Origin of the sequence: Serratia sp. OLAL2, assembly GCF_002752475.1 — a bacterium.
In the GTDB taxonomy this organism is placed as follows: domain Bacteria; phylum Pseudomonadota; class Gammaproteobacteria; order Enterobacterales; family Enterobacteriaceae; genus Serratia; species Serratia bockelmannii.
The window spans coordinates 16305-39949 of sequence record NZ_MSTL01000004.1; the positions used below are offsets into that span (position 1 = coordinate 16305).

The following is a 23645-nucleotide window of genomic DNA, read 5'->3' on the forward strand; positions in this document are numbered from 1 at the left end:
GCCTCAGTCCTTGTAAAAAGGCCTATCCCCCAGAATGGTCGCGCGGTGCATGATGCGCCGCTGCGGCAGATAATCCGCGTTGGCGTAGTGCTGCGTCACGCGGTTATCCCAGATCGCCACGTCATTTTCCTGCCAGCGCCAGCGCACCTGAAACTCCGGTTTGGTGATGTGAGCAAACAGGAAGTTCAGTAAAGCGTCGCTCTCCTTCGGCGCCACATCCACGATCCGCGTGGTGAACCCTTCATTGACGAACAGCGCCTGCCGGCCGCTGACCGGATGAGTACGCACCACCGGATGCAGCAGCGGCGGATTTTTCTGCACCGCCAGTTGCCAACGCTGGTGTTCTTCTTCACTGCCGCGATGCTTGTACTCCGGGAACGACTTGGTGAAGTCATGTTCCGCGCGCAGCCCCGCGAGCAGCGTTCTGAACGGCGCCGACAGCGCCTCGTAGGCCGCGATGCCACTGGCCCACAGCGTATCGCCGCCGGTGGAAGGCAAGGTCTTGGCCGCCAGAATCGCCCCCAGCGGCGGGTTCTCGATAAAGGTCACGTCGGTATGCCAGTTGTCGTTGTCCGGCGGGTTGTCGTCGTGGGTATCGAGCACGATGATCTCTTCCACGTCGGTGGCGTGCGGATAGACCGGATGGATGTGCAGATCGCCGAAGCGGCCGGCCAGATCGCGCTGCTGCAGCGGCGTGATCGGCTGGTTGCGGAAGAACAGCACCTGATGCTTGAGCAGCGCATGATAAAGCTGTTCAAACTGGCCATCGCCCAACGGCCGGGCCAACTCGACGTTTTCCACCAGCGCCCCGATGTAAGGCCCCAGCGGGGTGATATTCAGACGTTCGTTCATTGCTGTACTCCATGCCACGGGGTCAATCGGCGCTGCAGGGCGCGCAGCCCCAGCTCCAACCCAAATGCAATCACCGCAATCACGCCGATGCCGGCCAGCACCACGTCGGTCGCCAGAAACTCACCGGCGGATTGCACCATAAATCCCAGGCCGCGCGTGGCGGCGATCAGTTCGGCAGCCACCAGCGTCGACCAGCCGACGCCCAGCCCGATGCGGATGCCGGTCAGGATCTCCGGCAGCGCGCTCGGCAGCACCACGAAACGCAGCACCTGCCAACGCGTGGCGCCCAGCGCGCGGGCGGCGCGCACCCGCACCTGCGCCACGCTGCGCACACCGGCCACAGCGGACAGCGTCACCGGCGCGAAAATCGCCAGATAAATCAACAAGATTTTCGAGGTCTCGCCGATGCCGAACCAAATTACCATCAGCGGTAAATACGCCAACGGCGGCACCGGACGATAGATCTCAATCAGCGGATCGAGGATGCCGCGCACCGTGTCGTTCAGCCCCATGGCGATGCCCACCGGAATGCCGACGATCACCGCCGCCAGCAGCGCCACCAAAATGCGCCCCAGGCTTGCCGCCAGATGCTGCCACAGCGTGGCGTCCATAAAGCCTTGCGGGCTGGCGATGGTGATCAGTTGATGCAGCACCTGCTGCGGCGCCGGCAGGAACAGCGGGCTGATCAGCTGCAGCGCCGTCACGCCCCACCAGACGATCAACACCGTCAACAGCGTGGCGCCGCTCAACCAAACGTTGCGCGGCACGCTGAAACGGCGCGCCGCTTTGCCCTGCGGCTGCGCCGCGGCCTTTAACGTGGAATGCAGGCTCATAGCAAGGCCTCGCGCTGTTGGAAAACTTTGCCCAGCACGTATTCGCGCTGCGCGATAAATTCAGGATCGGACTTAATCGAGCGGCAGGCTTCGCCGTCGGCATAGCGTTGGCCGAAGTTCAGCGACAATCGCTCTACCACCTGCCCCGGCCCCGGCGACAGCAGCAGCAGCTCGCTGGCGAGGAACACCGCCTCTTCGATATCGTGGGTGATCAGCAGCACCTGCTTGCCGGTATCGCGCCAAATAGTCAGCAACAGCTCCTGCATCTGCTCGCGAGTAAACGCGTCCAGCGCGCCGAACGGTTCATCCAGCAACAGCAGGCGCGGATCCGCGGCCAGGGCGCGGGCGATGCCGACGCGTTGGCGCATGCCGCCGGAAAGCTGCCAGATGAAATGCCGCTCGTAACCGGCCAGACCGACGCGCTGCAGCATCTGCTCCGCCACCTGGCGGCGCTGCGCCTTGCCGACGCCGGCCAGCTGCAGACCGAACTCGACGTTGTCCACCACGTTACGCCACGGCAGTAAACCCTCATGCTGGAACACCACGCCCCGTTCAGCGCCCGGGCCGTGAACAGGCGTTCCATCCAGCGTGATGCTGCCAGCTGAAGGCTCGATAAACCCGGCGATCAAATTCAGCAGCGTGGTCTTGCCGCAGCCCGATGGGCCGAGCACCACCACCAGTTGCCCGGCGGCGATCTGGAACGACACGTCACGCAGCGCGGGCCGCCCCTGATACTCTGCTGAAAGATGATTGACGTTTAGCATCCTGCTTCCTTACGACTGCGGCGCAGCCTGCACCTGTTTCACAAAACGGTCGGTGACGTAAGCGCTGTAGTCGCTGTCGACCTGCGGGATCTTGCCCTGCTGCTTGAGGAATTCGGCGGTATCGCGGATTGCCTTGTCCACCGGCTGGCCGAGCTGGGCAACCTGATCGGCCACCGGCAGATAACGGTTCCCCTTCACCAGTTCCGGCACCTGCGCTTCCGGTACGCCGCTCAAGCGCGCCAAGGTGCTAAGATGGCTCGGATCTTTCAGCCACTGTTCCGGCGCCGTCAGGTAGGCCTTTTGCGCCTGCAGAGCGCTGGCGGCAAAGGCGGTCACCACGTCGGGATGTTTCTCGGCGAAGTCTTTGCGCACCACCCACACGTCCAGCGTCGGTGAACCCCACTCGCCCACCTGCGCGGAGTCGGTCAGCACCTTGCCCTGTTTGGCCAGTTCGTTGACCACCGGCGCCCAGACGTAGGCGCCGTCGATGTCGCCGCGCTGCCAGGCGGCGGCGATGGCCGGCGGCTGCAGATTGAGGATCTTCACCTGTTCAGGCTTGATGCCCCAATGTTTGAGCGAGGCCAGCAGGCTGTAATGAGTCGTAGAAATAAACGGCACCGCAATGCGCTTGCCGATCAAATCCTGCGGGCTTTTGATGTCATTCTTCACCACCAGCGCTTCAGAACTGCCGAGCTGCGAGGCGATGAGGAACACTTCGATGGGGAGTTTCTGGCTGGCGGCCACCGCCAGTGGGCTGGAGCCGATATTGCCGATCTGCACGTCGCCGGAGGCCAGCGCACGCAGCACGCTGGAGCCGCTGTCGAACTTACGCCAGTCGACGGTCGCACCGGACTGTTTGGCGAAGCTGTTTTCCGCCTGCGCCACCTTGGCCGGCTCTGCCGACGTCTGGTACGCCACGGTCACGTCCACCGCGTAGGCGCTGGCCGCGCTGAGCGACAACGCCAGCAGCGCCACGTTACGTAAGGAAAAGAGTTTGCCCGCCATGTTCCGCTCCGTTGATAAAAATCTGTTCAGTTGCTGACAGTTTTATCTGAGCGATGACGGGCGATAAAAGAATAAAAAAGTCTTCTTTATTACCTTGAGTAATATAACCGCAGATTACAGCGCGATACTTCCGTGCAGGAACACATGAGCATAGCCGCCGAGCAGCGTGCGATCCTCTTGCAGTTCGCAGAACAGTTCGCCGCCGCGTGCCGAGATCTGCTGCGCATGCAGCCGATGGCGGCCGAGGCGCGCCGTCCAGTAAGGCATCAACGTGCAATGCGCGGAGCCGGTCACCGGATCCTCGCCGCCGTCGAGCGTGAAATAGCGCGAAACGAAGTCCACGGTGTCACCCGGCGCGGTGACGATCACCGCGCGGCCGGCCAATGCGATCAGCGCCGGGATGTCCGGGCGCAGAGCGCGCACCTGCGCCTCATTTTCCACCACCACCAGCAGCGCTTTCGCCTGCCACACTTCCTGCGGCTGCACGCCCAGCAGCGCCGCGAGGCCCGCCGGTTCGGCGACTTTTTGCGGCGGCCTGGCGGGGAAATCAAGCACCAGCCGCTCCCCGTCCCGCTCATCGCGCTTGACGAACAGCTCGCCGCCGGCCGAACGGAAGCGAATATCCTTCAGCGCCGGGTTAACCGCGCTGAACATCACATGCGCCGCCGCCAGCGTGCCGTGGCCGCAAAGATCGACCTCACGCTCCGGGGTAAACCAGCGAATGGCGGTCATGTCGCCGTCATCCCAAACAAAGCTGGTTTCCGGCAGGCCGATCTCGTTGGCGATCGCCTGCAACCGCTCCGCCGGCAGCGGCTGCGTCAGCAGGCAAACCCCGGCCGGGTTGCCGCGCAGCCCTTTGCCGGTAAAAGCAACCACGTGATAATAATTTTCCGCCATCGTTCACTCCTTAATGCCAGATCAGTAACACACAGGCTGCGGTCAACAACCCCATGGAAACGTTGAAGATAACCCAGGCCTTTTTGCTGCGCAGCAGGCGGCCGATCAGGGTACCGAACGCCAGCCAGATAACGCCGGCGACGATGTTTACCGCCAAAATGCCCAGCGCGATCGCCGCGATGGAACCGTTGTACTTATCGCCCGCCAGGCTGAAGCTCGCCACCGCGCCCAGCGCCATCAGCCAGGCTTTCGGGTTGAGGAACTGCAGCAGCCAGCCCTGATACAGCCGCACCGGCTGCGGCGGCGCCACGTCGGTTTCCAGCTTTTCATAGGCGGCGGTGGCGACTTTCCACGCCAGCCACAGCAGGTACAAACTGCCGAGGATTTTCAGGATCAGGTGCAGCGACGGGTAAACCAGGATCAGGCTGCCGACGCCGAAGGCCACCAGCAGCAAAATGCTTTGCATGCCGAGCATGATGCCAATCATCAGCCACAGCGAACGCATAAAGCCGAAGTTAGCACCGGAGGTGGTCAGCAGCAGGTTATTGGGGCCTGGCGTGATGGCGGCGACCCACAGGAAGCCCAGCATCGAAAGGAATAAACTCGGTTCCATGGCACGGGTGCTCCTCACCCAAGGCGCTTTTTTGCAGTATCATTGTTAATTCTTGGTATTGAAGCTAACAGTGCGCTAGGGATCTCACAATAGCCGCCCACAACATTTTACTCAGCCTATGCCTAACACCTTTCGCCCCCTGACCGGGGCCAGTAACCCGCACCTGCAAACGCTGTTGCCGCGGCTGGTGCGCCGCCGCGTGTTATTGAAACCGCATTGGCAACGGCTGGAATTGCCCGACGGCGACTTCGTCGATCTTGCCTGGAGCGAGGATCCGGCGCAGGCGCGCGACAAACCGCGCGCGGTGCTGTTCCACGGCCTGGAAGGCAGCTTCTACAGCCCCTACGCGCATGGCCTGCTCAACGCCTGGCGTGAGCGCGGCTGGCTCGGCGTGGTGATGCACTTTCGCGGCTGCAGCGGCGTGCCCAACCGCAAGCAGCGCATCTACCACTCCGGTGAAACCGAAGACGCGCGCTTCTTCCTGCGCTGGCTGCGCGACCGCTACGGCGAGGTGCCAACCGCGGCGGTAGGCGTTTCGCTCGGCGGCAACATGCTGGCCTGCTATCTGGCGCAGCAAGGCGCCGACAGCCTGCTGCAGGCGGCGGTGGTGGTCTCAGCGCCGCTGATGCTGGAACCCTGCGCCTACCGCATGGAGCAAGGCTTCTCCCGTGTCTATCAGCGCTATTTGCTGGGGCAACTGAAACAAAACGCCACCCGCAAACTGTTGCACTACCCGGACACCCTGCCGCTCAAGCTGTCACAGCTGAACGGTTTGCGGCGCATCCGCGAGTTCGACGACGCCATCACCTCGCGCATTCACGGCTTCAGCGACGCCACCGACTATTATCGCCGCTGCAGCGCTCTGCCGCTGTTGCCGGCGATCCAAACGCCGCTGCTGATCATCCATGCGAAGGACGATCCCTTCATGACCCATGAGGTGATCCCCGACGTCGCTGGCCTGCCGCGCAATATCGAATATCAGCTGACCGAGTTCGGCGGCCACGTCGGCTTTGTCGGCGGCACGCTGAAAAAACCGCACATGTGGCTGGAGCATCGCATTCCGGCCTGGCTTTCCCCTTATCTGGACATCCCGACGTGATCATTCCCTGGCAAGAACTGGCAACCGACACCCTGAACAGCCTGATCGAATCCTTTGTGCTGCGCGAAGGCACCGATTACGGCGAGCACGAACGATCGCTGGAACAGAAGGTGGAGGACGTGCGCCGCCAGCTGAAAAACGGCGAAGTGGTGCTGGTGTGGTCAGAACTGCATGAGAGCGTCAACATCATGCCGCGCGGCCAGTTCCGCGCCGGGCAGGAAGAAATTTAGTGGCGTTCGGTTCTATGACTGACGGAAAAAATCAGGTAACAATGGGACATTGCAAACCAGCGAGCGCCATTTTTTCCTGACATAGAGAGCGTCAACAAGAGCCACAATAATCCCCTGACGCCGGCGCATTCAACACGGAGTGACAACCACCATGTCTGCCAAACATCCCGTTATCGCGGTGACCGGTTCCAGCGGCGCCGGCACCACCACCACCAGCGTGGCGTTCCGCAAAATCTTCCAACAGCTCAACATTCGCGCCGCCGAACTGGAGGGCGACAGCTTCCACCGCTACACCCGGCCGGAAATGGACGCGGCGATCCGCAAGGCGCGCGATCTGGGCAGACACATCAGCTATTTCGGCCCCGAGGCCAACGACTTCGGCCTGCTGCAGCAGAGCTTTATCGAGTACGGCAAAAACGGCACCGGCCGTTCGCGCAAGTACCTGCACACCTACGACGAAGCGGTGCCCTACAATCAGGTGCCGGGCACCTTCACCCCGTGGGAGCCACTGCCGGCGCCGACCGACGTGCTGTTCTACGAGGGGCTGCACGGCGGTGTGGTCACCGAACACCATGACGTGGCCAGCCACGTCGATCTGCTGGTCGGCGTGGTGCCGATCGTCAACCTGGAGTGGATCCAGAAGCTGATCCGCGATACCGGCGAGCGCGGCCACTCCCGCGAGGCGGTGATGGATTCGGTGGTGCGTTCGATGGAAGATTACATCAACTACATCACGCCGCAGTTCTCGCGCACCCACATCAACTTCCAGCGCGTGCCGACGGTGGACACTTCCAACCCGTTCGCCGCCAAAGCCATTCCCTCACTGGATGAAAGCTTCGTGGTGATCCACTTCCGCGGGCTGGATCAGATTGACTTCCCCTATTTGCTGGCGATGCTGCAGGGCTCGTTTATCTCGCACATCAATACGTTAGTGGTGCCGGGCGGCAAGATGGGGCTGGCGATGGAGCTGATCATGGCGCCGCTGGTGCAGCGATTGCTGGAAGGCAAGAAGATCGAATAAATGCGTTGAGCGCGGCGGCGGGCCGCGCTCCGTCTCGATTACGCCGGTTGGCGGATCTCGAAACTGTGGGTCACCGTGGCGGCCTTGTTGAGCATCAGCGCCACCGAGCAGTATTTCTCCGCCGACAGGTTCACCGCACGCTCTACGATTTTGTCGGTCAGATCCTGACCGGTGACGATGAAGTGCAGATTGATATGGGTGAACAACCGCGGGGCTTCTGCACGGCGCTCGGAGGTCAGCTTCACCTCGCAGTCGCGCACGTCGTTGCGCCCTTTTTGCAGGATGGACACCACGTCAATCGCGCTGCAGCCGCCCACCGACATCAGCACCATTTCCATCGGGCTCGGCGCTTTATCGCCGGCGTTGCCGTCCATCAGCACCTGGTGGCCGGAGGCCGATTCACCCAAAAACGTTAACCCTTCCACCCACTTAACTCTTGCCTGCATTCTGGTCACTCCGGTTAATTTCTTAAAATCAGAGTACGCTTTCGCATAGAAACAGGCAACGTAACCTGATGCTAATCATGCTGAAGCGAGACAACACGAGACACCCGCCTTACTCTGTGCTACAAACAGAGCCGCAATAAATCTTTCCGGGACACTGAATTTCAGGGAAACGCCCAGAGAAAGGCTCCTTTACCGGTATGTTAACAGAATGTAGCTTGCAGCGCTTACGGCAAGTTAATATGCTAGAGCGACAGCGTATTTTTATGACACGCCTCAAAACTTGCCGGTAGCCCTCGCTCATGACTGCGGCTACAGGCGGGTTTTACAGGGAACTCTGACCCCTGTGACACAAGGCAGCGATAACAACAGAGGATAACAGCGAATGGTTCTCGGCAAACCGCAAACAGACCCTACTCTCGAATGGTTCCTGTCTCATTGCCATATCCACAAATATCCATCGAAGAGTACGCTGATTCACCAAGGTGAAAAGGCCGAAACGCTTTACTACATCGTGAAAGGCTCCGTCGCGGTGCTGATCAAGGATGAAGAAGGTAAAGAGATGATCCTGTCCTACCTCAACCAGGGGGATTTCATCGGCGAGCTCGGATTGTTCGAAGAAGGCCAGGAGCGCAGCGCCTGGGTTCGCGCGAAAACCGCCTGTGAAGTGGCCGAAATTTCCTACAAGAAATTCCGCCAGCTGATCCAGGTGAACCCGGACATCCTGATGCGCCTGTCCGCCCAAATGGCGAGCCGCCTGCAGGTTACCTCCGAAAAAGTGGGCAACCTCGCCTTCCTGGACGTGACCGGCCGCATCGCGCAAACCCTGCTGAATCTGGCGAAGCAACCTGACGCCATGACTCACCCGGACGGCATGCAGATCAAGATCACCCGTCAGGAGATCGGCCAGATCGTCGGCTGCTCGCGTGAAACCGTTGGCCGTATTCTGAAAATGCTGGAAGATCAAAACCTGATTTCCGCCCACGGCAAAACCATTGTCGTCTACGGCACCCGTTAATCCCTGAAGAAACGGCGCAATCTGCGCCGTTTTTTTGTCTGCTCTCTGCCATGTGGCGCCGCCTGATCTACCACCCGGAAATCAACTACGCACTGCGACAAACGCTGGTGTTGTGCCTACCGGTGCTGTTTGGCTTGTTGATAGGCCAGCTGCAGCTCGGCCTGATGTTCTCTCTGGTGCCCGCCTGCTGCAATATCGCCGGTCTGGACACGCCGCATAAGCGCTTCTTTAAACGGCTGATCGTCGGCGGCTCGCTGTTCGCCTTCAGCAGCGTGCTGTTGCAACAGGCACTGCTGTGGCACGTGCCGCTGCCGGCGCTGATGCTGGGCCTGGCGCTGCTGCTCGGCGTTACCGGCGAAATCAGCCCGCTGCACGCCCGGCTGTTGCCGGCGGCGCTGGTGGCCGCCATCTTCGCTCTCAGCACGGCCGGCACGGTGCCTGTCTGGCAGGCGCCGCTGCTGTACGCGATCGGCACCGTCTGGTACGGCTTATTCACCTGGTTCTGGTTCCGGCTGTGGAAAGAGCAACCGATGCGCGAGACGCTCAGCCAGCTCTATCTGGAACTGGCGGACTACTTCGAAGCCAAATACTCCCTGCTGACTCAGCACACCGATCCGCAGACCGCGCTGCCGCCACTGCTGGTGCGCCAGCAAAAGGTGATGGATCTGATCAGCCTGCTGTACCAACAGCTTAATTTCCTGCCGCACGCCAACAACCTCGATCAAAAGCGACTGCAGCGCGCCTTTCAGGTGGCGATGGATCTGCAGGAGCACATCACCGTCAGCCTGCATCTGCCGGAGGAAGTGCAAAAACTGGTGGAGCAGAGCCAGGCCGAAGCGATCATTCGCCGCAACGCTCAGGTGATCGCCGGCCGGCTGCGCGTGGTGGCGCACGATATACTCTACCATCAACATTCGAAGCGCTTTTCCATGGCCCACGAGCTGGCGGCGCTGGAAAAAATGGCGGCGCAGCATCCCGATAACCCGGTCGGCCAGTTTTGTTATTACCACTTCAGCCGCATCGCCCGCCTGCTGCGCACCCAGCATCCGCTGTACCGCCGCGATCTGATGCCCGGCCAGCACCGCCTGCCGTTTTGGCCGGCGCTAGCCAGCTATCTGTCGTTCAAATCTACCGCCCTGCGCAACGCCGCGCGGCTGGGGGTGACGCTGGCGGTCGGCAGCAGTCTGGGGGCGGTGTTCAACCTGCCGAAGCCTTACTGGATCCTGCTCACCATCATGCTGGTGAGCCAAAACGGGTATAACGCCACCCGGGTGCGTATTCAGCACCGTGCGCTGGGCACGATTGCCGGGCTGTTGCTGGCGGCCGGGCTGCTGCAGCTGCAGTTACCGGAAGGCGAAACGCTGAGCATCATGCTGGTGATCACGCTGCTAGCCTACCTGGTTTCACGCAAGAACTACGGGCTATCGGTGATTGGCTTTACGGTGACGGCGGTTTACACCTTGCAGCTGCTGGCGCTGAACGGCTCGCATTTTCTGGTGCCTCGTCTGATTGATACCTTGATCGGCTGCGTGCTGGCGTTCGGCGGCACCATTTGGCTATGGCCGCAGTGGCAAAGCGGGCTGCTGCGCAAGAATGCCCATCAGGCACTGGAAAACGATCAAGCCGCGCTGCGGCTGATGCTGGAACAGCCGGAGCCGGACGCCACCGCGTTGGCCTATGCCCGCATGCAGGTCAACCAGGCGCACAACGCGCTGTTCACCTCGCTCAATCAGGCGATGCAGGAGCCGGGATTCGCGTCGAACTATCTGGCGGATATGCGTTTATGGGTCACTCACAGCCAGTTCATCGTCGAACACCTGAATGCCATGACCATTTTGGCGCGCGAGCACTATATGCTGACGCCGAAGCTGGCGGAAACGTATCTGCAAACCTGTGAAATTGCGCTGCAGAGCTGCCAGCAACGCCTGGAGTACGACGGCCCGAGCAGCGGCAGCAGCGGCATCATGCAGCCGCCGGATCTGCATCCGGAGATGCCCGTTACCGAGATGGAGCGTCATTTGCGGCGCATTCTGTCGCACCTGAGCGTAATGCACACCATTTCATCGCTGGCCTGGCGCCAACGGCCGCACCACGGTATTTGGCTCAAGCGCAAACTGCGCGATCAATAAGGGCGCGGCATGCCGCGCCCCGTTATTCGTCACACGGGCTTCAGGCGTTGATCACATCCTGCACCGCCAGCTCGAACAGCGCCATGCCGGCCTCGATGTCCTGCAGCTCCACCACCAGCGACGGCGCGAAACGGATCACGTTCGGCCCGGCGTTGAGGATCATCAGCCCACGCGCGGCGGCGGCGGTGAGGAAATCGCGCGCTCTGCCGTGATAATGCAGCGTCAACTCGGCGCCGATCAGCAACCCCATGCCGCGAATGGCGGTGAAAATACCGTATTTATCGCCGATATTCTGCAAAGCCTGCACATACAGCGCATGGCGCTGCTCGATGCCGCTCAGCACCTCCGGCGTATTGATCACATCCAGCGCCGCCTCCGCCACCGCGCAGGCCAGCGGGTTGCCGCCGTAGGTGGTGCCGTGGGTGCCCACCTGCATCACCGACGCAATCTCTTCGGTGGTCAGCATGGCGCTGACCGGGAAACCGCCGCCCAGCGCCTTGGCGGTGGTGAGAATGTCCGGCGTCACGCCATAATGCATATAGGCGAACAGCTTGCCACTGCGCCCCATGCCGCTTTGCACTTCGTCGAACACCAGCAGCGCCTGATGTTGGTCGCACAGTTTGCGCACGCCTTTGAGGAAGTCGGCGTCGACCGGCGTAATGCCGCCCTCGCCCTGAATCGGCTCCATCACCACTGCGCAGGTGTGGTCGTCCATCACCGCTTTCACCGCCGCCAGATCGTTGAACGGCACGTGTACGATGTCGGCCGGCTTCGGCCCGAATCCGTCGGAATATTTGGCCTGCCCCCCCACCGATACGGTGAACAGCGTGCGGCCGTGGAACGCGTTATAGAAGGCGATGATTTTGGTTTTGTACGGGCTGTGGCGGGTGATGGCATAATGACGCGCCAGTTTGAACGCCGCCTCGTTGGCCTCCGCGCCGGAGTTGGCGAAGAACACCCGATCGGCGAAGGTGGCGTCGATCAGTTTGCTCGCCAGGCGCAGCGCCGGTTCATTGGTGAAGACGTTGCTGGTATGCCACAGGGTTTCGCCCTGACGTTTGAGCGCCTCGACCAGCGCCGGGTGGCAGTGTCCCAGCGCCGTCACCGCGATGCCGCCGGAAAAATCGATGTACTCTTTTCCCTGCTGATCCCAGACCCGGCTGCCTTTGCCGCGCACCGGCACAAACTGGGCAGGCGCATAAACAGGCAGGATAACCTGGTCAAAGGTACTGCGGCTCACTGCGGATTTTTCAGTCATTTTCGGCTCCACCCTGAAGGTTTTTCAGCGCTATCGTAATGTTATATTGAAAACATAATCACGAAATATGCATAAAAAACCAATCAAGCGCAAACGCAAAACGCCTGACGAGCGAAAAAAACGCATCGGGATTAACGGTTGAGGAAGTTATCCAGCAGTTGATGGCCCTGCTCGCTCAGCACGCTTTCCGGATGGAACTGCACGCCTTCCAGCGCCAGCGTGCGGTGGCGGATGCCCATGATCTCGTCGCGCACGCCGTTGCGTTCGCTCCAGGCGGTCACTTCAAAGCAATCCGGCAGCGTATCGGCTTTCAGCACCAGCGAGTGATAGCGGGTCACGGTCAGCGGATCGTTCAGGCCGCGAAACACGCCGACGCCCAGATGGCGAATCGCCGAAGTTTTGCCGTGCATCACCGCGCGGGCGCGCACCACTTCGGCGCCGAACGCCTGCCCCAGCGCCTGATGCCCCAGGCATACGCCGAGGATCGGCAGCTTGCCGGCGAAATGACGAATGGCGGCCAGCGAGATACCCGCTTCATTCGGGGTACAGGGGCCAGGGGAAATCACCAGATGCTGCGGCGCCAGTCGCTCGATATCGGCCAGCTGCAGCTCATCGTTGCGCTTCACCAGCACCTCGGCGCCCAATTCGCAGAAGTACTGGTAAAGGTTATAGGTAAAGGAGTCGTAGTTATCGATCAGCAGCAGCATGTTAGGTCCGGCAGAGAAAAACGCCGCCACAGTGTACTGATTTAACCCGCCGCTGCCGACGATAATTTCCGCTTACTTTTTACGGCCGCCGGTGATCGAGCCCAGCACGCCGCGCAGGATCTGTCGGCCGAGATCGCGCGCCATGCTCTTGGCGGCGGTCTGGACGATGCCGTCGCGTTTGCCGCCGCGCGGGCCGGTGGAACCGAACAGCAGCTCGTTCAATCCGTCCATCAGGCCGCCGCCCGTCTGTTGCTGCGCTTGCGCCTGCGGTTGCTGCCCCTGCTGCGCAGTGCCGACGGTGGCGAAGCCGCCCGACGACAGCTTCTCGTAGGCGGACTCGCGGTCAATCATGTCTTCATAGCGGCCATACAGCGGCGACTTGTTGATCGCGCTGTTCAGCCCTTCCGCGCCGAGCATGCCCATTTTGGATTCCGGCGCGATGACCATCGCCCGCTCCACCACGTTCGGCCGGCCCTTCTCGTCGAGGAATGACACCAGCGCTTCGCCCACGCCCAGCTCGGTGATCGCCGTTTCGGCATCGAAGGCCGGATTGGCGCGCAGGGTTTGCGCCGCCGTCTTCACCGCCTTCTGATCGCGCGGCGTGAAGGCGCGCAGCGCATGCTGTACGCGATTGCCCAACTGGCCCAGCACGCTGTCCGGGATATCCAGCGGGTTCTGGGTGACGAAGTAAATGCCGACGCCTTTGGAGCGGATCAGGCGCACTACCTGTTCAATCTTGGTCAACAGCGCCGCCGGCGCATCGTTGAACAACAGGTGCGCTTCATCGAAGAAGAACACCAGCTTCGGCTGTTCAGGGTCGCCCACTTCCGGCAGGTGCTCAAACAGCTCGGCCAGCAGCCACAGCAGGAACACCGAATACAGCTTTGGCTGATTGATCAGCTTGTCCGCCGCCAGCAGATTGATCACGCCGTGGCCGTTGGCGTCGGTTTTCATCAGATCGTTGATGTCCAGCATCGGCTCGCCGAAGAACTGGTTGGCCCCCTGCTCTTCCAGCGTCAACAATCCGCGCTGAATGGCGCCGATAGAGGCGGTCGAGATATTGCCGTACTGGGTTTGGAATTGTTTGGCGTTGTCGCCGACGAACTGCACCATGGCGCGCAGGTCTTTCATGTCCAGCAACAGCAGCGCGTTGTCATCGGCAATTTTGAACACCAGCTGCAGCACGCCGCTTTGCACTTCGTTCAGATCCAACAGACGCCCCAGCAGCAGCGGCCCGAGATCGGAAATCGTGGCGCGGATCGGGTGGCCCTTTTCGCCGTAAATATCCCACGGGATAATGGTGCAGGCCTGCGGCTGCCAGTCGGTGACGCCGATCGCCGCCAGGCGCGCCTGCAGCTTCTCGGACGGTACGCCCTCGGCGCCGATGCCAGACAGATCGCCCTTCACATCCGACAGGAACACCGGTACGCCGATGCGCGAGAACTGCTCGGCCATTTTCTGCAGCGTCACCGTCTTGCCGGTGCCGGTTGCCCCGGTAATCAACCCGTGGCGGTTGGCCAACGCCGGCAAAATCACCAGATCCTGCTCCGGTTTTCCGTCTTTCATCGCTTTGGCGATAATCCGTGGTTCACTCATTTTCTGTTCCTTTGACGCTGACGCGGCGCGAAACGCGCCTGTTGATGCAATAAAGCTATAAGCGCCGCGTAACCCCGTCAAGGACAAACAAAATGGGCGCCGTCGGGACGCCCATGATGCCTGTCTTTTCAGAATCCCCCTAAGACCTGCATCACCCCCGCAGCCCCAGTTGCTCCTTCAGCGCTTTCAAATAGCGCCGGCTGACCGGCACCGGATCGCCGGCGGACATGATCATCTCCGCCGCGCCGCCTTCTTCGAAGCGGATCTCGCGCACCTGCTCCAGGTTGACCAAATACTGCCGATGGCAGCGCACCAGCGGCGTACGGCTTTCCAGCGTGCGCAGCGTCAATTCGGTGAAACACTCCATGCCGTCGCTGCGCACCACGAATACCCCGCTCAGTTTGGAACGGATCGCCAACACCTCGTCAAACCGCAGCAGATAGATGCGGCTGTGGCCGGTGCAGGGAATGTATTTCAGGTAACCGGCGCTCTCATCCAGCGCCGTCACGTCCTGCGGCGCACTGCGCTGCCGCAGGCGTTGCAGCGTCTTGCTCAGCCGCTTCGGCTCCGCCGGCTTCAGCAGATAGTCGAAGGCGTGCTCCTCGAACGCCTGCACCGCGTATTCGTCGTAGGCGGTCAGAAACACGATGTGCGGCATCCGATTGGGATCCAGCATGCCGACCATTTCCAGCCCGCTGATACGCGGCATTTGAATATCGAGAAACACCACGTCCGGCTGCAGCCGGTGGATCTGGCTGATGGCTTCGATGGCGTTGGCGCATTCGCCGATGATCGCGATCCCCGCTTCGGCCTCCAGCAGATGGCGCAGGTTGTCGCGCGCGGAAGGCTCATCGTCAACAATCAGTGCGTTTAACATCAGGCGGCCCTCTCCATGGGAACATTGAGCGTAATGCGGGTATAGGCGTCCGGCCGGCAATCCACCCGCACGCCATAGCCTTCGCCGTAGCGCACGCGAATGCGCTTATCCACCAGGTTCATCCCCAGCCCGCTGCAGTTCGGCTTCGGCTGGAACAGCCCGGCATTGTCCGTCACCTGCAGCAGCAGATGCTCGCCTTCGCAGCAGGCGCCGATTTCGATGCGGCCCACGCCCAACAGATGCGAGGTGCCGTGCTTGATGGCGTTCTCGACGATCGGCTGCAGCGAAAACGCCGGCAGCCGCGCCGCCAGCAGCGCCTCCGGCAGCGATACCGCGATCTCCAGCCGATCGGCGAAGCGCGCTTTCTCAATCTGCAGGTAGGCGTTCACATGCTCAATCTCGTCCGCCAGGCTGACTTCATCATCCGAACGTTTGAGGTTTTTACGAAAGAAAGTCGAGAGGGACTGCACCAGATCGCAGGCGCGTTCGCCATCGCGGCGGATCACCGCCACCAGCGTATTTAACGCATTGAACAGGAAATGCGGATTGACCTGCGCATGCAACAGCTTGATCTCCGACTGTGCCAGCAGCTGCTTGTGGCGCTCGTACTGTCCGGCCATGATCTGCGCCGACAGCAGGCTGGCGATGCCTTCGCCCAGCGTGCGGTTGATGGTGCTGAACAGCTGGCTTTTCGGTTCGTACAGCTTGATGGTGCCGATGACCCGCTGGTTTTCGCCGCGCAGCGGGATCACCAGCGTCGATCCCAGCTTGCAGGCCGGATTGATCGAGCAGCAGTAAGAGAGCTGATTGCCGTCGGCGTACACCACCTCGTTGTTGTCGATGGCGCGATGCGAATGCACCGAGGCGATCGGCGTGCCCGGCAGGTGGTGATCGTCGCCGATGCCGATAAACGCCAGCAGCTTGTCACGATCGGTGATCGCCACTGCACCGATACCCAGCTCCTGATAAATCACCCGGGCGACCTTCATGCTGTTTTCTTGATCGAAGCCCTGGCGCAGGATGCCCTCGGTGCGCTCGGCGATCTTCAGCGCCTTGGAAGAGAAAGCGCTGGTGTATTTCTCAAACATCGCGCGCCGATCCAGCAGGATTTGCATGAACATCGCCGCACCGACGGTATTGGCGATCATCATCGGCAGCGCGATGTGCTCTACCAGCTGCAACGCTTCGTCGTAGGGGCGCGCCACCGCGAGGATGATCGCCATCTGCAGCACTTCCGCCACCAGCGCCACGCCGCCGACGAACAGCGGATTGAACAGCAGCTCGATGCGCCCGCGGCGCATGGCGATGCTGTGTACGATGCCGCCGACCAGGCCTTCCGACACCGTGGAAATCGCGCAGGCCACGTCGGTCATGCCGCCGAGCGTATACCGGTGCAGGCCGCCGGTCAGCCCGACCAGAAAGCCCACCGACGGCCCGCCCAGCAGCCCGCCCAGGACCGCGCCTATCGCGCGGGTGTTGGCGATCGAATCCTGAATGTGCAGCCCAAAATAGGTGCCCATGATGCAGAACACCGAGAAGATCACGTAGCACAGCAGCTTGTGCGGCAGGCGAATAGTCACCTGCATCAGCGGGATAAACAGCGGGGTTTTGCTCAGCAGATAGGCGATGACGAGATAGACGCACATCTGCTGCAACAGCAACAGCACCTGGTTAAATTCATACATGGCAGCAACTCATCCAGAGACAACAAAGGGCGAACGCCGGATTTCCGGTCTGGTTATTGTCTGCCGATTAGAGCATGGGGCACGGGAGAAAACAGTGATGAAGGCAAGGCTTCGTGAGGAAGGGCGGCCGACCCCGGCGGGATCGGCCAAAAAACTTACGGCAACACCTTGGCCGACAGAATCACCACCGGTTTGGTCGGCACATTCTGGTAAGGGCCGACGTTACCGGTCGGCACCTGAGCGATCTTGTCCACGACGTCCATGCCTTTCACCACTTTGCCGAACACGGCGTAGCCGAAATCGCGCTGGCCGTGATCCAGGAAGGCGTTATCCGCCACGTTCAGGAAGAACTGGCTGGTGGCGCTGTCCTTGTCGGCGGTGCGCGCCATCGAAATGGTGCCGCGCAGGTTGCGCAAGCCGTTGTCGGCTTCGTTCTTGATTGGCGCCTTGGTGGATTTCTGCTGCATGTCAGCGGTGAAACCGCCGCCCTGAACCATAAAGCCCGGGATCACGCGATGGAAAATGGTGTTGTTGTAGTACCCGCTGTTCACGTAATCGACGAAATTCTGGGTGGAAACCGGTGCCTTCTGACTGTCGAGCGCCAACTCGATATTCCCTGCCGAGGTGGTCAGCATGACGTGGGTTTCACCGGCAGCGAGCGCCGCTGGCGCCATCGCTGTCAGGGAACACAGCGCGACGAAGGTCACTAAAGTACGTTTGAACATTAACGGGTCCTTTCTCTGAGAGACAAACAACGGAAAAGCGCTTTGATTCTAAAGAGCTGTATCGGCAAGTACCAGCCATTTACCTATATTTACCCAATTACGGGACATATCCTAGGCGGCCCTGAATTTTGCTGCGGAAAGTATGGGCGCAGAAGGCTTTTTTGCCAACCGCGTCACGCATTTTTTGCCCAGCGCCGCCCCGGGGCGTTTTTTGCGATCTACCTCCCAGTTTGCACCCCCGTTGCCGTTACCCTATATAAATGAGAGCGCTCTCATTATAAAAAGAACGGATACTGAGGTATCCCACGGCGGCGTTGCCGCGCAACCCCTGGAGAAATGACGTGAGTGAATTGATGACTGAAGTCAGCCCCGAGTTTGAAAGCACCATCATGGAACTGCTGGTGTTCTCCGGCAGCGCGCGCAGTAATGCGTTGATGGCGTTGCGGCAAGCGCGCGCCGGTGACTTCGCCGCCGCGGCCAAACACATGGTCGAATCCAAAGAGTGGGTGAAGAAGGCGCACCTGATCCAGACCGAGCTGATCGGCCTGGACGAAGGCTGCGGCAAGCTGGCGATCAACCTGATCACCGTGCATGCGCAGGATCATCTGATGAACGCCATGGTCATCCAGGATCTGGCCGACGACATGATCGAACTCTATCGCCGTCAGTCACAGACGGAGGGCCGCTCATGAACACGCTCAAAATCGCGGTGATTGGCGGTGGCAGCAGCTACACTCCCGAACTGGTCGATGGGCTGATCCAACGCATCGATGAGCTGCCGGTCACCGAACTGGCGCTGGTGGACGTCGAGCCAGGCCGCCAAAAAGTGGAAACCATCGCCGCCCTGACCCGCCGCATGCTGGCGCGCCACGGGCTGGAACAGGTGAAGGTCAGCGTGCACTTCGCGCTGGACGACGCCATTCACGGCGCCGCTTTCGTGCTGACCCAGTTCCGCGTCGGGCAACTGCCGGCGCGCGCCGCCGATGAACGGCTGGGCCTGAAATACCAGCTGCTCGGCCAGGAGACCACCGGCGTCGGCGGCTTCGCCAAGGCGCTGCGCACCATTCCGGTGATGCTGGATATCGCCCGTCGGGTGGAAAAGCTGGCGCCGGACGCCTGGATCATCAACTTCACCAACCCGGCCGGCATCGTCACCGAGGCGGTGTCCCGCTTTACCAAAGCGAAGATCATCGGCCTGTGTAACGTACCGATCAGCATGCATCACATGATCGCCAACATGCTGCAGGCGCCTTACGCCGACGTGCAGCTGCGGTTCGCCGGTTTGAATCACATGGTCTGGGTGCATCAGGTCACGCAGCAGGGGCGCGACGTCACCGGCAACGTGATCGACATGCTGTGCGACGGCGCGGCGCTGACCATGAACAACATCAAGGAAGAGCCCTGGCAGCCGGACTTCCTGCGCGCGCTCGGCGCCATCCCCTGCCCGTACCACCGCTATTTTTACCAGACCCGCGAGATGCTGGCGGAAGAGATGGCTGCCGCCGGCGAGCGCGGCACCCGCGCCGAGCAGGTGATGCAGGTAGAAAAAGAGCTGTTCGAGCTGTATGCCGATCCGCAGTTGAACAGTAAACCGGAGCAACTCAGCTTCCGCGGCGGTTCTTTCTATTCCGAAGTTGCGCTGGAGCTGATCCGTGCTATCCATAATAATCTCGGCACGCAATTAGTGGTCAACACCGCAAACCGCGGCGCAATCCATGGCCTGCCGGACGATGCTGTGATAGAAATCAACTGTATCGTCGATGCCCAGGGCGCGCATCCGCTGACGTTCGGCCCGCTGTCGGAACCGATGCAGGCGCTGACGCAGCAGGTAAAAGCCTACGAGCGCCTGACCATCGAGGCGGCAGTGCACGGCGATCGCCGCAGCGGCTTGCTGGCGCTGATCGCCAACCCGCTGGTGGGCAACGCCAACCTGGCACAGCCGTTGCTGGACGAGGTGTTGACGATAAACGCGCCGTACTTGCCGCAGTTCAGGTAAGCGCCGGCGCGGTATGACAGGGGTTCGGCACGCCGAACCCATTTTTTTAGCCGTAATCAGGAGTTGGACGATGGTGACACTGGAAGATGTCGCGGCGCTGGCGGGCGTATCGCGCGCCACCGTATCGCGGGTAGTGAACGGCGACAGCAACGTCAAGGCGCCGACCCGCGAGAAGGTTGAACGCGCCGTCGCCCAGCTCGGTTATACCCCCAACCCGGCGGCCCGTGCGCTCGCTTCCAGCCACAGCAATACCCTCGGGTTGGTCACCACGTCGTACCGCGGTGGCTTCTTCGGCGCGCTGATGGACTTCGTGCAGACCGAGGCCGAATCCCACGGCAAGCAGCTGCTGGTGACCCAGGGCCGCAACAGTGCCGAAAACGAATGGCAGGCGGTGCAGCGGCTGTTCAGCCTGCGCTGCGACGGCGTGATCCTGCACGTGCGTTTTCTCAGCGACGATCGGCTGCGCCAGCTGGCGGCGGAGCAACGTGATTTCGTGTTGCTCGATCGTCTGGTGCCGGGGCTGGAAGACCGCTGCGTCACCTTCGATCACCCGCTTGCCAGCCGCATGGCGACGCAGCAGTTACTCGACGCCGGGCACCGGCGCATCGCCTGCATCAGCGGCCCGCGCGAGCGCCCGTCGAGCCGCCTGCGGCTGCAAGGATTTGAAGAGGCGATGCAGGCGGCGAATATCGAGCCGGTAGCCTGTCTGGAGGGCGTCTACGATCTGGAAAGCGGTTACCGCTGCGCCGATCATCTGCTGCAGCAAACCGCACTGCCCAGCGCCATCTACTGCTGCAACGAAGAGATGGCGATCGGCGCGCTGCTGGCGATCAACGAGCACCGCCTGCGGGTACCGCAGGATATCTCCTTGATCTGTTACGACAGCGGCGAACGCGCACCTTTCGTGCGCCCGGCGTTGAGCAGCGTACATTTTCCCATCAGCGAAATGGCCCAATACGCGGCGCGCAGGCTGATCGACCCTGCCACCCCGGCGCACCGGTTTGAGCCGACGATCATCAACCGTGATTCCATTGTGACGGTACGCAAATAGATCACAATAATGCGTATCATCCCTTCATGGGTTGCATCAAAAAATCGACAGCCATCACAAAAAATCCCGTTGTCTGTGCTAGGATCCGCCCCCTGGTGGCCTGATCGGGACTTTTTTCTGCGTTTGCCAGGAAAAGCCAGCGGCCTTATGCCAGCTTTAAAACCTCTAACAGACATATTCAGGCCTATAAAATGAATGACAGTAACCGCATACGGCTTACCTGGATCAGCTTCTTTTCGTACGCGCTGACCGGTGCTTTAGTGATCGTCACAGGGATGGTGATGGGAAACATTGCAGAATACTTTAATCTGCCGGTTTCCAGCATGAGTAACACCTTTACTTTCCTCAACGCCGGTATTTTGATTTCGATCTTCCTCAATGCCTGGCTGATGGAAATCATCCCGCTGAAGCGTCAGTTGATCTTCGGCTTTGTCCTGATGGTGCTGGCGGTCGCAGGGCTGATGCTCGGCAAGAGCCTGACCATGTTCTCGCTGTGCATGTTTATCCTCGGCGTGGTGAGCGGCATCACCATGTCGATCGGCACCTTCCTGATCACCCACATGTATGCCGGCCGCCAGCGCGGTTCGCGCCTGTTGTTCACCGATTCCTTCTTCAGCATGGCCGGGATGATCTTCCCGATCGTCGCCGCGATGCTGCTGGCCCGCCATATCGGCTGGTATTGGGTTTATGCCTGCATCGGCCTGCTGTACGTGGGGATCTTCGTGCTGACCCTGTGCTCCGACTTCCCGGTGCTGGGCAAGAAAGGCGCCGATGCCGGTCAACCAGTCGAGAAAGAAAAATGGGGCATCGGCGTGCTGTTCCTGTCGATCGCCGCGCTGTGCTACATCCTCGGCCAGTTGGGCTTCATTCAGTGGGTGCCTGAGTACGCCACCAAGTCGTTCAACATGGACATCGGCCAGGCCGGTAAGCTGGTGAGCGACTTCTGGACCTCTTATATGGTTGGCATGTGGGTGTTCAGCTTCATCCTGCGCTTCTTCGATCTGCAACGCATCGTCACCGTGCTGGCCGCGCTGGCTACCGGCGCGATGTACCTGTTCGTCAGCACCGACAATCCGGAGCACCTGGGCTACTACATCATGGCCCTGGGCTTCGTTTCCAGCGCCATCTACACCACGCTGATCACCCTCGGCTCGCTGCAGACTAAGGTCTCCTCGCCGAAGCTGGTCAACTTTATCCTGACCTGCGGTACCATCGGCACCATGCTGACCTTCGTGGTCACCGGCCCGATCGTGGCGAAAGGCGGCGCGCATGCGGCGCTGACCACCGCTAACGGCCTGTATCTGGCGGTGTTCGTGATGTGTCTGCTGCTGGGCTTCGTGACCAAGCACCGCAGCCACGGTCACGTGACGCACTGATTTCTTCGCATCAAATACATCAAGGGCGCCCGCAAGGCGCCCTTTTTTTGCGCCTTAGCGCCGAAAATCCACCGTCTCATCCTGCTGCAAATGCAGCGTGGTTTCCGCCGGCCGCGTTTCGGCGATCACCGCACCCTGGCGAATCGAATAACGCACCGGCGTCTGGCGACGCACCGCGTCGAAGCCGCTTTCCGCCGGCAGGATCACCAGGTTGGCGCTGTTGCCGGCCGCCAGGCCGTAGTCGCTCAGGTTAAGCGTGCGCGCGCTATGGTGGGTGATCAGCTTCAGTCCGTCGTCGATTTGGCCATAGCCCATCAGCTGGCACACGTGCAGCCCCATGTGCAGCACCTGCAGCATGTTGGCGGTGCCGAGCGGGTACCAAGGATCGAACACGTCGTCATGGCCGAAACAGACGTTGATCTCCGCCTCCAGCATCTCCTTCACTCGGGTCACGCCGCGCCGTTTCGGGTAACTGTCGAAACGGCCCTGCAGGTGAATGTTCACCAGCGGATTGGCGACGAAGTTGATGCCGGACATCTTCAACAGACGGAACAGCCGCGAGGCGTAAGCGCCGTTGTAAGAGTGCATCGCCGTGGTGTGGCTGGCGGTGACTTTCGCTCCCATCTCCAGCTTCAGTGCCAGCGCCGCCACGGTCTCGACGAAGCGCGATTGCTCGTCGTCGATTTCATCGCAGTGCACGTCCACCAGCCGATCGTATTTTTGCGCCAGCGCGAACGCCTTATGCAGCGACTCCACGCCGTACTCGCGGGTGAATTCGAAGTGCGGAATGGCGCCCACCACGTCGGCCCCGAGCCGCAACGCTTCTTCAAGCAACGCTTCGCCGTTGGGGTAGGAAAGGATCCCCTCCTGCGGGAAGGCGACAATCTGCAGCGTCACCCAAGGCGCCACTTCCTGCTTCACCTCCAGCATGGCGCGCAGCGCGGTCAGCGTGGGATCGGAAACGTCGACGTGGGTACGCACATACTGCACGCCGTTGGCGATCTGCCACTTAAGCGTTTGCCAGGCGCGCTGTTTGACGTCTTCATGAGTCAGCAGCGCTTTGCGTTCAGCCCAGCGCTCAATGCCCTCGAACAGCGTGCCGGACTGGTTCCAGGCCGGCTGACCGGCGGTCTGCGTGGTATCCAGGTGGATATGCGGTTCGACGAACGCCGGCAACGCCAACCCGCCCTGCGCATCCAGCACGTCGCTGCGCCACTCCTGTCCTTCCGGCTGTGGCACCAGATGCGCGATGCGCCCCTGCTCGATTGCCAGTTGCCACAATCCTTCATGCCCGCTTAAACGCAGGTTGTCGATAAACTTCAATGGACGTTTCGCCACCCTTCACCTCTGCCGTTGCGCTGGTTTTCTTCATCATACTGGCAGCGGATCGCGCTGACAAAGTCGCCGTGCCATGCCTACCCCTTGCGTTTACTCCCTGCGGGGTAATTTACCTGCAAACTGACTCGCTTC

23 protein-coding genes are annotated in these 23645 nt (G+C 61.0%); 9 read left to right on the top strand and 14 right to left on the bottom strand.

Going from position 1 to position 23645, the window contains the following annotated elements; all coding sequences use genetic code 11:
- Positions 1-3 precede the first annotated feature (3 nt).
- The 6 genes from tauD to BVU99_RS04780 form a co-directional block, all read right to left on the bottom strand.
- Entirely contained in the window at positions 4-852 is an 849-nt protein-coding gene (gene tauD / locus BVU99_RS04755; RefSeq protein ID WP_043138862.1) for a taurine dioxygenase, read from the bottom strand.
- Positions 849-1685, bottom strand: a complete 837-nt coding sequence (gene tauC / locus BVU99_RS04760) for a taurine ABC transporter permease TauC (RefSeq protein WP_033631937.1) — start codon at positions 1683-1685, stop codon at positions 849-851. Before tauC ends, tauD begins: the two co-directional genes overlap by 4 nt.
- Positions 1682-2449 carry a taurine ABC transporter ATP-binding subunit gene (gene tauB / locus BVU99_RS04765; protein WP_025304511.1) on the bottom strand — a complete coding sequence of 256 codons (768 nt, stop codon included), beginning with the start codon at positions 2447-2449 and terminating at the stop codon, positions 1682-1684. The genes tauC and tauB overlap by 4 nt, the downstream gene beginning before the upstream one ends.
- Positions 2450-2458: 9 nt before the next feature.
- Complete coding sequence (gene tauA, locus BVU99_RS04770; protein ID WP_025304512.1) at positions 2459-3454, bottom strand: taurine ABC transporter substrate-binding protein; 996 nt, start codon at positions 3452-3454, stop codon at positions 2459-2461.
- Between the two features lie 114 nt (positions 3455-3568).
- Positions 3569-4351, bottom strand: a complete 783-nt coding sequence (locus BVU99_RS04775; protein WP_099816999.1) for a PhzF family phenazine biosynthesis protein — start codon at positions 4349-4351, stop codon at positions 3569-3571.
- 10 nt (positions 4352-4361) lie between these two features.
- Positions 4362-4964, bottom strand: coding sequence for a LysE family translocator (locus BVU99_RS04780; protein WP_025304514.1), 603 nt, complete (start codon positions 4962-4964; stop codon positions 4362-4364).
- A 118-nt stretch (positions 4965-5082) separates the two neighbouring features.
- Between BVU99_RS04780 and BVU99_RS04785 the strand changes: the two genes are divergently transcribed.
- The 3 genes from BVU99_RS04785 to BVU99_RS04795 all read left to right on the top strand — a co-directional run bounded on the left by BVU99_RS04785 (position 5083) and on the right by BVU99_RS04795 (position 7314).
- On the top strand, positions 5083-6063 hold the full coding sequence (locus BVU99_RS04785) for a hydrolase (protein WP_025304515.1): 981 nt from the start codon (positions 5083-5085) through the stop codon (positions 6061-6063).
- Positions 6060-6293 carry a YheU family protein gene (locus BVU99_RS04790; RefSeq protein ID WP_004930376.1) on the top strand — a complete coding sequence of 78 codons (234 nt, stop codon included), beginning with the start codon at positions 6060-6062 and terminating at the stop codon, positions 6291-6293. The genes BVU99_RS04785 and BVU99_RS04790 overlap by 4 nt, the downstream gene beginning before the upstream one ends.
- 151 nt (positions 6294-6444) lie before the next feature.
- Complete coding sequence (locus tag BVU99_RS04795) at positions 6445-7314, top strand: phosphoribulokinase (RefSeq protein WP_025304516.1); 870 nt, start codon at positions 6445-6447, stop codon at positions 7312-7314.
- A gap of 38 nt (positions 7315-7352) precedes the next feature.
- Here BVU99_RS04795 and BVU99_RS04800 read toward each other — a convergent pair whose 3' ends face one another.
- Positions 7353-7760 (bottom strand): OsmC family protein, encoded by a 408-nt coding sequence (locus tag BVU99_RS04800; RefSeq protein ID WP_025304517.1) that lies wholly within the window; start codon positions 7758-7760, stop codon positions 7353-7355.
- Between the two features lie 382 nt (positions 7761-8142).
- Here BVU99_RS04800 and crp point away from each other — a divergent pair, with 382 nt between their 5' ends.
- Both crp and BVU99_RS04810 read left to right on the top strand, forming a co-directional pair.
- Positions 8143-8775 carry a cAMP-activated global transcriptional regulator CRP gene (crp, locus tag BVU99_RS04805; RefSeq protein ID WP_004090925.1) on the top strand — a complete coding sequence of 211 codons (633 nt, stop codon included), beginning with the start codon at positions 8143-8145 and terminating at the stop codon, positions 8773-8775.
- Between the two features lie 50 nt (positions 8776-8825).
- Positions 8826-10904 (top strand): YccS/YhfK family putative transporter, encoded by a 2079-nt coding sequence (locus BVU99_RS04810; RefSeq protein WP_025304518.1) that lies wholly within the window; start codon positions 8826-8828, stop codon positions 10902-10904.
- A 40-nt stretch (positions 10905-10944) separates the two neighbouring features.
- Here BVU99_RS04810 and BVU99_RS04815 read toward each other — a convergent pair whose 3' ends face one another.
- The 6 genes from BVU99_RS04815 to ppiA all read right to left on the bottom strand — a co-directional run bounded on the left by BVU99_RS04815 (position 10945) and on the right by ppiA (position 17752).
- Positions 10945-12162: an aspartate aminotransferase family protein gene (locus BVU99_RS04815; protein ID WP_089196323.1), complete on the bottom strand. Its 1218-nt coding sequence runs from the start codon at positions 12160-12162 to the stop codon at positions 10945-10947.
- Positions 12163-12293: 131 nt separating this feature from the next.
- Positions 12294-12869, bottom strand: a complete 576-nt coding sequence (locus tag BVU99_RS04820; protein ID WP_089196324.1) for an aminodeoxychorismate synthase component II — start codon at positions 12867-12869, stop codon at positions 12294-12296.
- Positions 12870-12941: 72 nt separating this feature from the next.
- Complete coding sequence (locus tag BVU99_RS04825) at positions 12942-14465, bottom strand: helicase HerA-like domain-containing protein (protein ID WP_060448457.1); 1524 nt, start codon at positions 14463-14465, stop codon at positions 12942-12944.
- Between the two features lie 151 nt (positions 14466-14616).
- A complete protein-coding gene (gene btsR, locus BVU99_RS04830; RefSeq protein ID WP_046688553.1) occupies positions 14617-15342 on the bottom strand; it encodes a two-component system response regulator BtsR in 726 nt (241 codons plus the stop codon).
- Positions 15342-17027 (bottom strand): sensor histidine kinase, encoded by a 1686-nt coding sequence (locus BVU99_RS04835; RefSeq protein WP_043138870.1) that lies wholly within the window; start codon positions 17025-17027, stop codon positions 15342-15344. Before BVU99_RS04835 ends, btsR begins: the two co-directional genes overlap by 1 nt.
- A 155-nt stretch (positions 17028-17182) precedes the next feature.
- The gene (gene ppiA / locus BVU99_RS04840) at positions 17183-17752 is read right to left on the bottom strand and encodes a peptidylprolyl isomerase A (protein WP_025304524.1); all 570 of its coding nucleotides are present in this window, start codon (positions 17750-17752) and stop codon (positions 17183-17185) included.
- 353 nt (positions 17753-18105) lie between these two features.
- Here ppiA and BVU99_RS04850 point away from each other — a divergent pair, with 353 nt between their 5' ends.
- The 4 genes from BVU99_RS04850 to tsgA all read left to right on the top strand — a co-directional run bounded on the left by BVU99_RS04850 (position 18106) and on the right by tsgA (position 22175).
- Positions 18106-18444 (top strand): PTS lactose/cellobiose transporter subunit IIA, encoded by a 339-nt coding sequence (locus tag BVU99_RS04850; RefSeq protein ID WP_025304525.1) that lies wholly within the window; start codon positions 18106-18108, stop codon positions 18442-18444.
- Complete coding sequence (locus BVU99_RS04855; protein WP_025304526.1) at positions 18441-19748, top strand: 6-phospho-beta-glucosidase; 1308 nt, start codon at positions 18441-18443, stop codon at positions 19746-19748. Before BVU99_RS04850 ends, BVU99_RS04855 begins: the two co-directional genes overlap by 4 nt.
- Before the next feature lie 70 nt (positions 19749-19818).
- Positions 19819-20799 (top strand): LacI family DNA-binding transcriptional regulator, encoded by a 981-nt coding sequence (locus BVU99_RS04860; protein ID WP_025304527.1) that lies wholly within the window; start codon positions 19819-19821, stop codon positions 20797-20799.
- Between the two features lie 191 nt (positions 20800-20990).
- Complete coding sequence (tsgA, locus tag BVU99_RS04865) at positions 20991-22175, top strand: MFS transporter TsgA (RefSeq protein WP_025304528.1); 1185 nt, start codon at positions 20991-20993, stop codon at positions 22173-22175.
- Positions 22176-22229: 54 nt separating this feature from the next.
- Here the strand turns inward: tsgA and BVU99_RS04870 are convergent, their stop codons facing one another.
- A complete protein-coding gene (locus tag BVU99_RS04870; protein WP_060441380.1) occupies positions 22230-23513 on the bottom strand; it encodes a cytosine deaminase in 1284 nt (427 codons plus the stop codon).
- Positions 23514-23645: the final 132 nt, after the last annotated feature.

Coding starts and splice junctions, on each gene's coding strand:
- tauD (WP_043138862.1), bottom strand. CDS start 852: ATGAACGAACGTCTGAATATCACCCCGCTGGGGCCTTACATCGGGGCG.
- tauC (WP_033631937.1), bottom strand. CDS start 1,685: ATGAGCCTGCATTCCACGTTAAAGGCCGCGGCGCAGCCGCAGGGCAAA.
- tauB (WP_025304511.1), bottom strand. CDS start 2,449: ATGCTAAACGTCAATCATCTTTCAGCAGAGTATCAGGGGCGGCCCGCG.
- tauA (WP_025304512.1), bottom strand. CDS start 3,454: ATGGCGGGCAAACTCTTTTCCTTACGTAACGTGGCGCTGCTGGCGTTG.
- BVU99_RS04775 (WP_099816999.1), bottom strand. CDS start 4,351: ATGGCGGAAAATTATTATCACGTGGTTGCTTTTACCGGCAAAGGGCTG.
- BVU99_RS04780 (WP_025304514.1), bottom strand. CDS start 4,964: ATGGAACCGAGTTTATTCCTTTCGATGCTGGGCTTCCTGTGGGTCGCC.
- BVU99_RS04785 (WP_025304515.1), top strand. CDS start 5,083: ATGCCTAACACCTTTCGCCCCCTGACCGGGGCCAGTAACCCGCACCTG.
- BVU99_RS04795 (WP_025304516.1), top strand. CDS start 6,445: ATGTCTGCCAAACATCCCGTTATCGCGGTGACCGGTTCCAGCGGCGCC.
- BVU99_RS04800 (WP_025304517.1), bottom strand. CDS start 7,760: ATGCAGGCAAGAGTTAAGTGGGTGGAAGGGTTAACGTTTTTGGGTGAA.
- crp (WP_004090925.1), top strand. CDS start 8,143: ATGGTTCTCGGCAAACCGCAAACAGACCCTACTCTCGAATGGTTCCTG.
- BVU99_RS04810 (WP_025304518.1), top strand. CDS start 8,826: ATGTGGCGCCGCCTGATCTACCACCCGGAAATCAACTACGCACTGCGA.
- BVU99_RS04815 (WP_089196323.1), bottom strand. CDS start 12,162: ATGACTGAAAAATCCGCAGTGAGCCGCAGTACCTTTGACCAGGTTATC.
- BVU99_RS04820 (WP_089196324.1), bottom strand. CDS start 12,869: ATGCTGCTGCTGATCGATAACTACGACTCCTTTACCTATAACCTTTAC.
- BVU99_RS04825 (WP_060448457.1), bottom strand. CDS start 14,465: ATGAGTGAACCACGGATTATCGCCAAAGCGATGAAAGACGGAAAACCG.
- btsR (WP_046688553.1), bottom strand. CDS start 15,342: ATGTTAAACGCACTGATTGTTGACGATGAGCCTTCCGCGCGCGACAAC.
- BVU99_RS04835 (WP_043138870.1), bottom strand. CDS start 17,027: ATGTATGAATTTAACCAGGTGCTGTTGCTGTTGCAGCAGATGTGCGTC.
- ppiA (WP_025304524.1), bottom strand. CDS start 17,752: ATGTTCAAACGTACTTTAGTGACCTTCGTCGCGCTGTGTTCCCTGACA.
- BVU99_RS04850 (WP_025304525.1), top strand. CDS start 18,106: ATGACTGAAGTCAGCCCCGAGTTTGAAAGCACCATCATGGAACTGCTG.
- BVU99_RS04855 (WP_025304526.1), top strand. CDS start 18,441: ATGAACACGCTCAAAATCGCGGTGATTGGCGGTGGCAGCAGCTACACT.
- BVU99_RS04860 (WP_025304527.1), top strand. CDS start 19,819: ATGGTGACACTGGAAGATGTCGCGGCGCTGGCGGGCGTATCGCGCGCC.
- tsgA (WP_025304528.1), top strand. CDS start 20,991: ATGAATGACAGTAACCGCATACGGCTTACCTGGATCAGCTTCTTTTCG.